This is a genomic window from Streptomyces sp. NPDC050658, assembly GCF_044457025.1.
Taxonomy (GTDB): Bacteria; Actinomycetota; Actinomycetes; order Streptomycetales; family Streptomycetaceae; genus Streptomyces.
The window spans coordinates 1-13,425 of sequence record NZ_JBITGM010000021.1 but is presented as its reverse complement, the minus strand read 5'-3'; the positions used below and the strand labels follow the sequence as shown (position 1 = coordinate 13,425).

The 13,425-nt window shown below is 69.9% G+C and carries 11 protein-coding genes; all 11 read left to right on the top strand.

The features are described from left to right. The first annotated feature begins 54 nt into the window (after positions 1-54). The 11 genes from ACIBKX_RS39920 (at position 55) to ACIBKX_RS39870 (ending at position 13,308) form a co-directional block, all read left to right on the top strand. The gene (locus ACIBKX_RS39920) at positions 55-1,779 is read left to right on the top strand and encodes a hypothetical protein (protein WP_363277521.1); all 1,725 of its coding nucleotides are present in this window, start codon (positions 55-57) and stop codon (positions 1,777-1,779) included. 284 nt (positions 1,780-2,063) lie between these two features. Further along, positions 2,064-2,372: a hypothetical protein gene (locus ACIBKX_RS39915; protein ID WP_160505898.1), complete on the top strand. Its 309-nt coding sequence runs from the start codon at positions 2,064-2,066 to the stop codon at positions 2,370-2,372. 195 nt (positions 2,373-2,567) lie between these two features. Then, the gene (locus ACIBKX_RS39910; protein WP_363277522.1) at positions 2,568-3,416 is read left to right on the top strand and encodes a hypothetical protein; all 849 of its coding nucleotides are present in this window, start codon (positions 2,568-2,570) and stop codon (positions 3,414-3,416) included. Next, positions 3,406-4,782, top strand: a complete 1,377-nt coding sequence (locus ACIBKX_RS39905; protein ID WP_363277523.1) for a hypothetical protein — start codon at positions 3,406-3,408, stop codon at positions 4,780-4,782. The genes ACIBKX_RS39910 and ACIBKX_RS39905 overlap by 11 nt, the downstream gene beginning before the upstream one ends. Then, positions 4,779-6,338 (top strand): SCO6880 family protein, encoded by a 1,560-nt coding sequence (locus ACIBKX_RS39900; protein WP_363277524.1) that lies wholly within the window; start codon positions 4,779-4,781, stop codon positions 6,336-6,338. Before ACIBKX_RS39905 ends, ACIBKX_RS39900 begins: the two co-directional genes overlap by 4 nt. Before the next feature lie 17 nt (positions 6,339-6,355). After that, positions 6,356-7,774 (top strand): ATP-binding protein, encoded by a 1,419-nt coding sequence (locus ACIBKX_RS39895; RefSeq protein WP_363277525.1) that lies wholly within the window; start codon positions 6,356-6,358, stop codon positions 7,772-7,774. Positions 7,775-7,777: 3 nt separating this feature from the next. Then, a complete protein-coding gene (locus ACIBKX_RS39890) occupies positions 7,778-9,358 on the top strand; it encodes a type IV secretory system conjugative DNA transfer family protein (RefSeq protein ID WP_363277526.1) in 1,581 nt (526 codons plus the stop codon). 108 nt (positions 9,359-9,466) lie between these two features. Then, positions 9,467-10,429 carry an ATP-binding cassette domain-containing protein gene (locus ACIBKX_RS39885; protein WP_363277527.1) on the top strand — a complete coding sequence of 321 codons (963 nt, stop codon included), beginning with the start codon at positions 9,467-9,469 and terminating at the stop codon, positions 10,427-10,429. Next, positions 10,426-11,229 carry an ABC transporter permease gene (locus ACIBKX_RS39880; protein WP_363277528.1) on the top strand — a complete coding sequence of 268 codons (804 nt, stop codon included), beginning with the start codon at positions 10,426-10,428 and terminating at the stop codon, positions 11,227-11,229. Before ACIBKX_RS39885 ends, ACIBKX_RS39880 begins: the two co-directional genes overlap by 4 nt. Before the next feature lie 67 nt (positions 11,230-11,296). Beyond that, positions 11,297-12,637: a histidine kinase gene (locus tag ACIBKX_RS39875; RefSeq protein WP_363277529.1), complete on the top strand. Its 1,341-nt coding sequence runs from the start codon at positions 11,297-11,299 to the stop codon at positions 12,635-12,637. After that, positions 12,634-13,308, top strand: a complete 675-nt coding sequence (locus ACIBKX_RS39870; protein WP_363277530.1) for a response regulator transcription factor — start codon at positions 12,634-12,636, stop codon at positions 13,306-13,308. Before ACIBKX_RS39875 ends, ACIBKX_RS39870 begins: the two co-directional genes overlap by 4 nt. Positions 13,309-13,425 lie beyond the last annotated feature (117 nt).

Sequence of the window (13,425 nt, the reverse complement as noted above, 5' to 3'; positions counted from 1 at the left end):
TAGGGGAATTGGGCGTAAATCAACGCCCTGCATGCACGGCTGGGGGGAGCCGAAATGCAACCTGGGGACCAGCACGACCGGCAGGGCGAACAGAGCCAGCAGGACCAACAGGGCCAGCACGACGCCGTACCAGGCCAGTTCGGCCCGCCGCCACCCGCCACACCTCCGCCCCCGCCCCCGCCTCCCCCAGCCCCACCCACCATCGGCCCACCACCACCCCTCGCACCCCTCGCACCCCCGGCACCCCCACCGCCCCCACCCGACGCCCTCCACGCCCTCTCCACCGCCCTGCTCAACCTCAGCGGCCTCGGCCTCGGCTACGTCCTGCTGAAGCGGTGGCTGCCCGCCGCCCTCTGCTGGGCCGCGACCGCCGCGCTCCTCTTCGTGGCGCTGCCCGCAGATGTCGACGGCGTCCCCGGCGGCGTAGTCATCGGCTACGTCGCCTTCCTGGTCCTCGCCGCCGCCGACGGAGCCCGCCGCGCCCTGCGGACTCACCGGCACTGGCCGCTGCGCGCACCGCTCGCCGTCGGGCTCGGCCTGGTCCTGCTCGCCGTACCGGCCGGCGGCGTCGTCGCCTACGACGCCGCCCGTGACGACGCCGTCGAGGAGATGCTGCTCGACCGGCTCGACAAGGCCGACAGGAAGGTCGCGGCCGCCGACGGCCGCCCCTTCGGCTCCGCCGAGGACGACTACCGCTCCGCCCTCGCCGTCTACCGCGACCTCGGCGACGACCACCCCGGCTCCAAGGCCGCCGAACGCCTCCCGGACAGCCTGAAGACGTACTACGAGACCGTCGCCACGCCCTACGAGAAGCGCGAGTACTGCGACGCCCTCGAACCCCTCAAGTACCTCCGAACCCTCCCCGACGACCTCGGCAAGGACCGCCTCGGCGCCCTCGCCACCTGGCCCGACGACCGGCTCGCCACCTCGCTGTACGAATGCGGCGCCCAGGGCCTCGGCACAGGATCGGGCGGCAGCGACGAGTTCGGCGAGCTGCTGCGCACCTTCCCCGACTCCGACCAGGCCGGGAAGGTCGAGCCCGCCATCCGCGACGCCATCGACCGGCGCGCGGCGGACCTGAAGGGCTCCGACCCCTGCAAGGCCACCGACGAGCTCCGCAGCATCGGCTCCACCGCCGAGGCCCTCCCCGACGACGCGGGCAGCACACTCTCCGGCGACGCCGACAGCGCCGTCGAGTCCGGTACGTACGCCTGCGGGGTCGACGAATTCGAGGACGGCAGGTTCGGCGAGTCCGCGAAGACCCTCAACGACTTCGCCGACACCTACCGGGGCAACGGCAAGCGCGACCGCGCCAAGCAGATCGCCATCGCCGCCGAGATCGCCGCCGCCCGCCCGCAGGCCGGCCGCAGCCTCCCGCCGACGAAGAGTCCGGGCGGGTCGAGGCTCCAGTACGTCGTCGAGAACGGCGGCCCCGGCGAGCTGGAGGTCCTCTACACCGGGCCCACCACCGGCACCCTCAAGCTGAAGTCGTGCGGCGGCTGCAAGACGTACCCGACCAAGGCCCAGGGGAAGAAGGCCTGCCTCGCGGGCAACGGCTACCCGAAGAAGACCCTGCGCCTGCCGCCCGGCGACTACCACTTCCTCTACAAGCGCGGCTCCAGCGGCGTCGGCAGCGTCCGCAACAACACCGAGGGCAGCAAGGTGCAGCCCGGCTACCGGTACACCGACTGCTCGTACGTCGTGACGGGCGGCGGGGGTCTGGGGGACCTGGACGACCTCGACGGCCTCGACGACCTCGACGGCCTGGAGGACCTGTAGGGCTTGTGGGGCTTGTGGGGCTTTAGCGCCGGGAGGACCACCTGTCGGACCCGGTTGGCCCCGACGGCCGTACGTGACCGATGATGTGAGACCTGGTCAGAGGGCACGCCGGGCCGTCATTGCCCGGCGTCACCCAGCGTGATACACAGAGTGACCATACGTTTCAGCCAACGAATGACGCCAAGTCGACATGCACTGGCCCGTTTGTCGGCGAGAATGAGCTGTCCTCTGTACTGCGGTAGGCAGAGGTGACAGAACAACCCACTAGGGGCGGTGAGTTACACATGCTTATGGCAGCCGAAAAGGGCGACATCACCACCATCATCGGCGGGATCGCCCCCGACTGGGGGCCCTTCGGGAGCCTGGGCAACGAGGCGCGGGTGATGATCGAGGTCGTGATGGCGATCGCCATCCTCCTCTGCCTCGGCATTGCGATCTGGGGCGCGGCCAAACAGCGCATCGGCGCGACGGCCCTGCGCGACACGTTCAGCGCGGAGCAGGGCAAGGGGCTGATCATCGCGGGCCTGACCGGCGTGTTCATCATCGGCTCACTCGGCACGGTCTTCACCATCGTGTACGGGATGGCGGTCTAGCCGCCTCTTCCCCTCCCTCAGGCCTCGTCCCCACGTCCCCTCTCCCTGTCCCCCTCCACACCACCCATCCGTCGTGCCCACCGGCTGAGGTTGCAACTCCCTGATGTCGAGTCACCACACCGCGCCCGCGCGGGAACCAGCACGGCTACCGTCGTACGTGGCGGTTCACCGAGAGGTTGAGGGGGCGTACGCGGCATGAGTCCCGACGACGAGCGGAACGACGGCCTCTTCGGCGGATCGGGCGAGACGCGGACGCGGCTCCCCGAGGGCGAGGGGGGCGGCCATGACGTGTACGGGGGGGCGCGCAGATCCGGCCGTTCTTCCCGATCCTCGTCACGGAGTCTGGTGACGGTGGTGGGGGTGGTCGTGCTGCTGGTTGCGGCGATCGCATTTGCCAACCGGAGCGACGACGATTCCTCTTCAGGGGACGGGGACGGCAAGAAGGCGGGGGCGGCGGCGACGGCCCCCTCCGGGGAGCGGCCTGTCGATGGGAAGACGTCGGGGATTCCTTCGGGGTTCGCGAAGAGTGAGCAGGGGGCGCAGTCGGCTGCGGCGAACTACGCGGTGGCGCTCGGCTCGGCGGACATGTTCAAGACCGACCTGCGCCACACCATCGTCGACACCGTGTACACGCCGGAAGTCGCCGCTCAGCGGCAGGGTTCGCTGGACAAGGTGTACTCCGGCAAGGAGTTCCTGACCGGCATCGGCCTGAACCCCGACGGCAGCGCGCCGAGCGGCACGACGTTCGTCTCACGGATCATCCCCGTGGGCACCAAGGCCACGAAGCTCAGCGGCGACTCCGCGACGGTGGAGATCTGGTACTCCTCGCTCTTCGGCCTCGCCGGGGAGAGCGCCAAGAACCCCGTATCCGAGAGCTGGTACACGAACACGTACGAGCTGCGGTGGGTCGGTGGCGACTGGAAGGTCGCCGACTTCAAGCAGAAGGACGGGCCCGTCCCCGTCGGGCGTGACCAGAGGGCCTCAACAGCCGACGACATGGCGAAGGCTGTGGAGGAGTACGGAGGGTTCACCTATGCCCGTTAGCAATCGCCGCCGCACCCTCACGCTCGCAGCAGCCGTCACGACTGTGCAGACCGCAACCGTGCTGTTCGCGGCGCAGGCCTTCGCCGCGCCCGAACCCAAGGACGACGATCCCTGCGATCTGATCCGGGGCCCTGCCAAGGAGTACTGCGAAAAAGGCCAAGACGGCGGCAGCGCCGGCGGTGACGGCAAGTACCCCACCGACGACCCCATCAGCTCCAACCTCGACCCCCTCTCCTCCCTCGCGAAGGGCTGCGCGGACGCCGCATCCTGGACCGTGGACAAGCTGTCCTCCGCCGTGAAGGAGACCGCCGAGGTCGACTTCACGAACCCGAACTTCCTCCAGCAGTACGCCGTCGTCTTCGCCGCGTCGACCGTCCTCACCCTCCTCCTCTGGCTCCTCGCGGTGGCGAAGCGCGCCGTACGCGGCGTCCCCCTGCACACCGCCCTCTCCGAAGCCATCGGCTTCCTGTGGCTGACGGTGCTCGCCTCCGCGTTCACGCCGCTGATCCTCTACACCGTCGTATCCGCGACGGACGGCATCACGGACGTCATCGCGAAGACGACGGGCGGTCAGACGGACACGTTCTTCGGGACGTTCTCCGGGGCGCTGAAGAAGGGCGAGGACATCGGCGGCGGGCCGATCATGCTGATCGTCGTCTCGCTGGTGTCGATCCTCGCCGCGGGCGTGCTGTGGCTGGAGCTCGTGCTGCGCGCCGCGCTGTTGTACGTCGGCGCGCTGCTCGGCACCGTCGTCTACGCGGGGCTCGTCGACAAGAACCTGTGGACGCACGTCCGCCGCTGGGCGGGGATCATGATCGCGGTGATCCTGGTCAAACCCATCATCGTGATTGTCCTCGGCCTCGCCGGGGCGCTCTCCGCCGATGACGGGCCCGACTCCTTCTCCGCCGTCGTCTCCGGACTCTCGATCATCCTGCTCGCCATCTTCGCGAGCGCCATGATCTACCGGTTCGTCCCGGGCTTCGGGGACGAGATCGCCAATTCGCGGAACAACCGGATCATGCGCGGCGCCGAGAACAAGGCCGCCGCCGTCATCAGCTCCCCCGCGTCCCTCGTCTCCCAGGGCATCAAGACCCACAGCTCCCGTGGCAGCGGCGGAGGCGGCGGCAGCCAGGCGCAGCCCGCCAACGCCGCGAGCGGCGGCATGGCCGCCCACAGCAGCCGCAGCTCCTCAGGCGGAGGCGGCGGCTCCTCGAACGGCGGCGGATCTGTCCCCTCCGCCGCACCCGCTCCCCGCAACAGCGCGACCAGCACCCCGCACGCGCGCAACCGCGGCTCAGGCGGCGGAACAGGCGGATCAGGAAGCAGCTCACGCAACAACCGCTCAGGAGGTGAAGGGCGTTCATGACCACCCAGTCCCACGTGTCCCAGCCGGTCGCGCCCCGCCGCACATATCTCATCGGCCGTGCGCGGCCGAACGCGATCGTCGGCAAGAACCGGGAGACCGGAGAGATCGCGCTGATCATCGCGGGGGCCTTCCTCGGGATGATGTGCGGACTCCTCGTCCCCGTCCTCTCCCTGCGCATCGTGCTGCTCATGGGCTTCCCGATGCTGGCCATCGCGGCGGTCTACGTCCCGTACAAGGGGCGGACGTTCTTTAAGTGGTTCGAGATCAATCGCAGTTACAAGCGGTCGCTCAAGCGCGGGACCGCCTATCGCTCCGCCGCCCCCGAAGCGGGCGTCCGCTTCGACGGCAAGGAGGTCGAGGTCGGCCCGCCGCCCGGCATCGGGCGCATCAGCTGGCTCGCCGCGCCCTTCGGGCCCGACGAGATCGCCGTACTGCTGCACGCCGACCGCAGGACCGTCACTGCCGCCATCGAGATCGAGGGTCCTGGCGTCGGCCTGCGCGACAGCGAGGACCAGGAGGCCCTCGTCGACCGGTTCGGGACGCTGCTCAAGCATGTCGCCAACGGGGACGGGTTCGTGACCCGGCTTCAGATGCTGGCCCGCACTCTGCCCGCCGACCCCGACGCGCACGCCAAGGACGTCAGCCAGCGCGGCGACGACCGCGCGCTGCCCTGGCTGCAGCAGTCGTACGACCAGCTCCAGTCGATGGTCTCCACCAGCAGCGAGCAGCACCGGGCGTATCTCGTCGCCTGCATGCACTACTCACGCGACCTCGCCGCCGAGGCCCAGGCGATGGCCCGCGCGGCCCGCCCGCACGGCGGCCGGAAGCTCGACAAGGACGCCGGACTCGCCGTCGTCATGGCGCGTGAGCTGACGGACATCTGCTCGCGGCTTCAGGAAGCCGACATCCGGGTGCGCCAGCCCCTCGGGCAGGGCCGCCTCGCGTCCCTGGTCCACTCCATGTACGACCCGGACCACCCCATCGACCACATCCAGGCGATGACGAAGCGCAACGCCTGGCCCGCCGAGCTCGACGCCATGGAGCCCACCTACCTCCAGGCCAAGACCCGCGAGTCCTCCACCCGCGCCCCCTGGTGCCACGCCACGGCATGGGTGAAGGAGTGGCCGATGACGCCCGTGGGGGTCAACTTCCTCGCGCCGCTGCTCGTCCACACCCCGGACGTCATCCGGACGGTCGCCGTGACGATGGACCTCGAACCCACCGAGGTCGCCATCGAGCGCATGCTGACGGAGAAGACCAACGACGAGGCGGAGGCCAGCCGCCAGGCCAAGCTGAACCGCACGGTCGACCCGCGCGACATCGCCTCGCACTCCCGCCTCGACCAGCGCGGCGAGGACCTGGCGAGCGGCGCGGCGGGCGTCAACCTCGTCGGCTACATCACGGTCTCCTCCCGCTCCCCGGAGGCCCTCGCGCGCGACAAGCGCACCATCAGGGCCTCCGCCGGCAAGTCGTATCTGAAGCTGGAGTGGTGCGACCGCGAGCACCACAGGGCCTTCGTCAACACGCTGCCGTTCGCGACCGGCATCCGACGCTAGAGGCGAGGGCTGCCACCATGCGGGATCCGCTGACCATCCTCACCGACTCCTTCACGTCCTTCCTCTTCGGGAAGGTCGAGACGACCAGACTCCCCGTGCGTACGTCGACGGGGCAGGCCCAGGCGGTCTATCTGCCGACGGCCGCGCCGGGCCTCGGCGACTCGGGCGTGATCATCGGGCGCGAGGTGTACTCCGGCAAGGGGTACATCTACGACCCCTTCCAGCTGTACGGACAGCAGCTCCCGGCCCCGCACTGGCTGGTGCTCGGCGAGTCCGGCAACGGCAAGTCGGCGCTGGAGAAGACGTACGTCCTGCGGCAGCTGCGCTTCAAGGACCGGCAGGTCGTCGTCCTCGACGCGCAGGGCGAGGACGGGGTGGGCGAATGGAACCTCATCGCCCAGGAGCTGGGGATAACCCCCATCCGCCTCGACCCGACGGCCGCCCTGGACATGGGCATCCGCCTCAACCCGCTCGACCCGGCGATCACGACCACCGGGCAGCTCGCGCTGCTCCGGACCATCATCGAGGTCGCGATGGGGCACGGCCTGGACGAGCGCTCGGGCTTCGCCCTGAAGGTCGCCCACGCGTATGTGAACGAGACGATCGTCGAGCGGCAGCCGGTCCTCACGGACATCGTCGAGCAGCTGCGGCACCCGGAGCCGGAGTCGGCCGAGGCCATGAACGTGGCCATAGACGACGTACGGGCGTGGGGTCTGGACGTCGCGCTTGTGCTGGACCGCCTTGTCGACGGTGACCTCCGGGGCATGTTCGACGGCCCGACGACGGTGGGAATCGATCTCGATGCCCCCCTGATCGTCTTCGACCTCTCCCACATCGACCGGAACTCCATCGCCATGCCGATCCTGATGGCGATCGTCGGCGTATGGCTGGAGCACACCTGGATCCGGCCCGACCGCAAGAAGCGCATCTTCCTGGTGGAAGAGGCGTGGCACATCATCAACTCGCCCTTCGTGGCGCAGCTGTTCCAGCGCCTGCTGAAGTTCGGCCGACGGCTCGGTCTGTCGTTCGTGGCGGTGGTCCACCACTTGTCCGACGTGGTGGACGGAGCGGCGGCCAAGGAGGCCGCGGCCATCCTCAAGATGGCCTCCACCAGGACGATCTACGCCCAGAAGGCGGACGAGGCGAGGGCGACGGGGCGGGTGCTCGGCCTGCCACGGTGGGCGGTCGAGATCATCCCGACGCTCACGCCGGGTATCGCGGTGTGGGACGTCAACGGCAACGTCCAGGTGGTCAAGCATCTGATCACCGAGACGGAACGGCCCCTGGTCTTCACCGACCGGGCCATGACGGAATCCTCTGCGGACCTCCCGGACGACGACCCGCTGCGGGCCGCCGAACTGGAGGCGGAGGAGCGGGCGGCGTACATGGAGCAGCAGATGAACGGTCCCTCGTCGTCACGTTCCGGGGTGGCATGAGCCATGGGATACCGCGAGCCTGAACCCGACTACCGCGACCGGGGCGGGCGCCGCGAGTCCCGCGAACGCGGCATCCCCGACGGACTCCTCGTCGGCGGCCTCGCCTTCATCCTCGGCATGACGGTCCTGGTCTGGTCGGGCACGGGCCTCGCGGGCTTCTTCGCCCACGGCTCCTGGCCGGACAACGTGACCTTCGGCCATACGCCCCCCGCGGTCCGCCACCTGGTCCAGCAGCCGCACGACATCGCGGGCGCGTGGCCGGAGACCCCGAGCGCCCAGCTGTCGGGGTACGGCCTGTTCTGGGGCCTCCTGATCGGCCAGTTCATGGTCCTGGTCGTCCTGACGATCTTCGTGATGGGGACGTTTGCGCGGTGGCGGGCGGTGCGGAGGGCCCGGAGGACACAGCCGGCCGTCCCTGCTGCGCGCAGGCGTTCCGCAGAGCGGGACGAGGAGGACGAGCCCACCCTCACCCCCACCCCCACGCCGGCTGTGGGCAGGCGTTCCGCAGGGCGAGTGGGGCCTCCCCTGGTCGAGCGGAGCCGAGAGCTTGGGGAAGGGTGGGCACAGCCCCAAGCGCCGGGCGCCGATGAAACGGGCGTCGAGCAAGACACAGGGGACGGCACCCCGCCAACCCCGAGCACCGTCCCAACTCCCCGCACCCCCCTCGTCCTCGGCCCCAAGGAAACCCGCCGAGCCCACTCCCTCCAAGCAATCCAGGACGCCGAATCCGCCGCCCTGGTCATCACCTCCGACCCCACCCTCTGGGAAGAAACCAAGGACGCAAGATCCAAGCTGGGTCCGGTCCTGGTCTACGACCCCACCCACCGCTGCGACACCCCCGCAAGAATGCACTGGTCCCCCACCAGCAACTGCGAGGACAAGGAAACCGCGGCCCACAGAGCCACCGCCCTGCTCGCCCCCATAAGGCCCAGCGCCAAACTGGACGGCGCGGTGGCCGACACCGCGGAAACCCTCCTCCGCAGCTTCCTGCACGCCGCCGCGGTCGACGGCCGCCCCATCAAGCACGTCCACCGCTGGGCCCAGGGGAACCAGGTCCAGGACGCCGTACGCGTCCTCCGCGCCCACCCCAAGGCCGCCTCCGGCGCAGCCGGCGAACTGGAGGCCGCGCTCACCGCGTACCCCGAACGCCGGGACATGGCCCAGGAGTTGACCGCCCGTGCACTCTCCTCTCTCTTCACCGTCAACGTACGAGAATCCTGCGCCCCAAACCGAACTGATGCCCTCACGCTGGATTCCTTCATCGATGAAGGGGGCACGCTTTTCGTGGTGGGTGAAGCCATCGAGGACCCCAAGTCACCCCATGGACCCGGCGCGATGCCGTTCCTGACGGCTCTCGCCGCAAGCGTGGTCGAGCACGGCCGGCGCATGGCCGAACGGTCATCCTCCGGTCGGCTCGACCCACCAATGACGCTGGTCCTCGACGACGTCGCGGCCGTGGCCCCGCTCCCCCAGCTCCCGGAACTCCTGTCCACCGGCGCCGACCGCGGTCTGCCCACGCTGGCCCTCCTGCGCTCCCGCGAACAGGCCCGCACCCGCTGGCCGCACGCGGAACTACAGGACTAGCCGGCCGGTTGGCTCAGGGTCGAGGTCGTACCCCGGTACTACCCCCACCGCCCACATCCCGCCCCAGGTCCGACGCCCCGCGCCCCCGCGGACGCCAGCATCAAGGACATGATTCGGGCATACGAACTGACCAAGCGCTACGGCGAAAAGACCGTCGTGGAGGACCTGACCTTCACGGTCAGGCCCGGCACCGTCACCGGATTCCTCGGCCCCAACGGCGCCGGCAAGTCCACCACCCTGCGGATGCTCCTCGGCCTCGACGCCCCCACCCGCGGCCGCGCCACCATCGGCGACCGCGCGTACGCGGCGCACCCCGCGCCCCTGCACGAGGTGGGCGCGCTCCTGGAGGCGCGGTCCGTGCATCCCGGCCGCACCGCCTTCCACCACCTCATGGCCCTCGCGCACACCCACGGCATCCCGCGCAGCCGTGTCGACGCGGTCCTCGACCTCGTCGGCGTACGCGAAGTCGCCCGCAAGCGCGTGAAGGGCTTCTCGCTCGGCATGGGCCAGCGGCTCGGCATCGCGGCCGCGCTGCTCGGCGACCCGGCCACGATCATCCTCGACGAGCCGGTCAACGGCCTCGACCCCGAGGGCGTCCTGTGGATCCGCAACCTCCTCAAGTCCCTTGCCGCGGAGGGCCGTACGGTCCTGGTCTCATCGCACCTCATGAGCGAGATGGCGCTGACCGCCGAGCACCTGATCATCATCGGCCGCGGCCGGCTCCTCGCGGACACCACCGTCGAGGCCTTCGTACGGGACTCCGGCACCGGCTCCGTCAAGGTCGTCACGCCCGACGCGGGCCGGCTCGGCGAACTGCTCGCCGCACCCGACGTACGGATCACGAGCGACACGGCGGGCGTCCTCGACGTACGCGGCACGGACGCCGTGCACATCGGCGACACGGCCGCGCGCAACGGCATCACGCTGCATGAACTGACCCCGCACGCCGCCTCGTTGGAGCAGGCGTTCATGGACCTGACGCGCGACTCGGTCGAGTACGTGGCGTCGGTCGACGGACCGGCCGCCGAGAACAACGAGCAGGCCGACATCAAGGAAGGAGCAGCGGCATGACCACCGCGACCACCACCCTCAGGTCCACCCTCAGGTCCCCCTACCGCCTCACCTCGCGCGGCATCCTCCGCTCCGAATGGCACAAGCTGTGGACGCTCCGCTCGACGTGGATCACGCTGACACTGGCGAGCGTCTTCACCGTCGTACTCGCCATGATCCTCGCCGCGTCCTACTCCCCGTCCTCCGACAACGACCTCGACCCCGTCACGTACACCCTGCTCGGCACCCAGATCGGCCAGGTCGCCATCGCGGTCCTGGGCATCCTGATCACCGCGGGCGAGTACTCCACGGGCATGGTGCGGGCCACGATGACCGCGGTACCGCGCCGCGTGCCGGTGCTCCGCGCCAAGACCGCCGTCTACGGCACGATCGCCCTCGGCACGCTCCTGGTCACCAACTTCCTCGCGTTCCCGCTGGCCCAGCCCTTCCTGGAGGGCACCGACCTGGAAGCGTCCCTCGGCGACCCCGGCATCGCCCGCGCCCTGGCGGGATCCGCCGCCGGGACCACCCTGATCGGCCTCATCGTGCTCGGCCTCGGCTCGATGCTGCGCAGCATCCCGGGCGCCATCAGCGCGTACGTAGGCGGACTGATCCTCCTTCCCCAGCTCGCCACGGCGATCCCCGGCGACACCGTGCAGGACGTCCTCAACTACTTCCCGCTGCCGGCCGCCGAGTCCCTCGCCGCCCTGCACACCGCCCCCGGCGACCTCTCCCCCGGCATGGGCCTGCTGACCCTGTGCGCGTGGGCGGTGGCGTCCCTGGCGGGAGCGGCGTATCTGCTGAAGCGGCGTGACGTATGAACCCACTCTTCCTTCCCCCGCCTCCATTCCGTACGAGGATGAATCCCTTCCGTACGAGGATGAATCCGTGAAGCCACGGACAACCCGGCACGACGACGGCAAGGGCGCCCCGGACCGCGACTGGTCCGCGGGCGCCCAACCGCTGACCCGGCACGTCGAACGCGGCCTCCAATGGGTCCGCTCCTTCGACCGGCGCCACCCGCTGCCCTGGGACCTGCACCTGGCCGGGTTCTTCGTGTTCGCCGCGCTCGTCGACCTGCTCGGCGACGGCTGGCGCAACATCGCGCAGAACGAGGACGTCGCACCCTGGCTGCTGCTCACGATCACTCTGGCTGCCTCGGTGCCGCTCCTCTGGCGCCGCACACATCCGCTCGCGGTCTACACGGTCATGTACGTGGCGATGCTCGCCAACTACTGGACCGGCGCCGTCATGCAGGCCTCGCTGACGATGCTCATCGTCCTCTTCAACATCGCGATGCGCTGCCCGCTGCGGACGCTGGCATGGACGTACGGACTGCTCCTGGTGCCCTTCGTGACGGGCCATCTCCGCTATCCGCAGGGCAGTTGGGACCAGCAGGTCATCCCTACGATGATGAGCTTCGCGATCGTCGCCCTGCTCGGCATCGCGGTCCGCACCCGGCAGGACTACACGGCCTCGCTGGTGCAGCGCGCCCGCCAGCTTGAGGTCGAACGGGACCAGCAGGCGCAGCTCGCCACCCATGCCGAACGCAGCCGCATCGCCCGCGAGATGCACGACATCATCGGCCACAACCTCTCCGTCATCACCACCCTGGCCGACGGCGGTTCGTACGCCGCCGCCAAGTCCCCGGAGCGCGCGGCCCAGGCGCTCACCGCCATCGGCAGCACCAGCCGCCAGGCCCTGACGGAACTGCGCCGCCTGCTCGACGTACTGCGGGAGGAGGAGTCGGATGCCGGGGCCGCCGAGCTCTCCCCGCAGCCCGCCCTCACCGACCTGGACCAACTCATCGCCGGCGTACGGTCCGCGGGCCTTCCTGTACGCAGCACGGTGCGCGGCCGGGCCGACTCGCTCTCGCCCGGGCGGCAACTCGCGGTGTACCGGGTGGTGCAGGAGGCCCTCACGAACACGCTCAAGCACGGCGGCCCGGAGGCAACGGCGACGGTCGACGTCGAGTACGGGGACGGGGGTGGGGTGCGGGTGGCGGTGACGGATACGGGCGTCGGCACTGGGACTGCCACGGGCACGGGCACGGGCACTGGCACTGGCACTGGCGGCAGCTCACCGGGGCTGGACTCCGGCGGCCGGGGTCTCACCGGAATGCGCGAGCGAACGGCCCTCTACAACGGGACACTTGAGGCAGGCCCCCGGCCGCACCCACCGGGCGGCTGGCACGTAGAACTCCGTCTCCCCGAGGAATCCGCCCAGTGACGACCGTGCTCATCGTCGACGACCAGCCGATGCAACGCTTCGGCTTCCGCATGCTCCTGGAGAGCCAGGACGACATGAGGGTGGTGGGCGAGGCGGGAAACGGCAGCGAGGCGATCCGTATGACCGCCGAACTCCACCCGGACGTCGCCCTGATGGACATCCGCATGCCCGGCCTCGACGGCATCGAGGCCACGCGTCGCATCGTGGCGGCCGGCGACCGCACCCGCGTACTGATCCTGACCACCTTCGATTTGGACGAGTACGCGTACGCGGGCCTGCGCGCCGGCGCATCGGGTTTCCTCATCAAGGACGCCCTCCCGGAGGAACTCCTCTCCGGCATCCGCGCAGTCGCTACGGGAGACGCGGTCGTCGCCCCCAGCCTGACCCGCCGGCTCCTGGACGCATACGCCGACCAGCTCCCGGTCCGCACAGGAACGGACGGCACGGACCCGACCCGCCATCCCCGTCTGTCGTCCCTCACCGAGCGGGAACTGGAGATCCTCACGGTCATCGGCCAGGGCTGGACGAACGCGGAAATCGCCGGGCGACTGCATCTCGCCGAGTCGACGGTGAAGACCCATGTGGGCCGCATTCTCGCGAAGACGGGGGCGAGGGACCGGGTGCAGGCGGTCATTCTGGCGTACGACACGAAGCTGGTGCGGCCGGAATAGTGGTTCGGATACAACGGTTCGGATATGGCGACCCTAAACGCAGAAAACCCCCGCACCGTATCCCGGTGCGGGGGTCTCCATTCAAAAATAGTTCGGCGGCGTCCTACTCTCCCACAG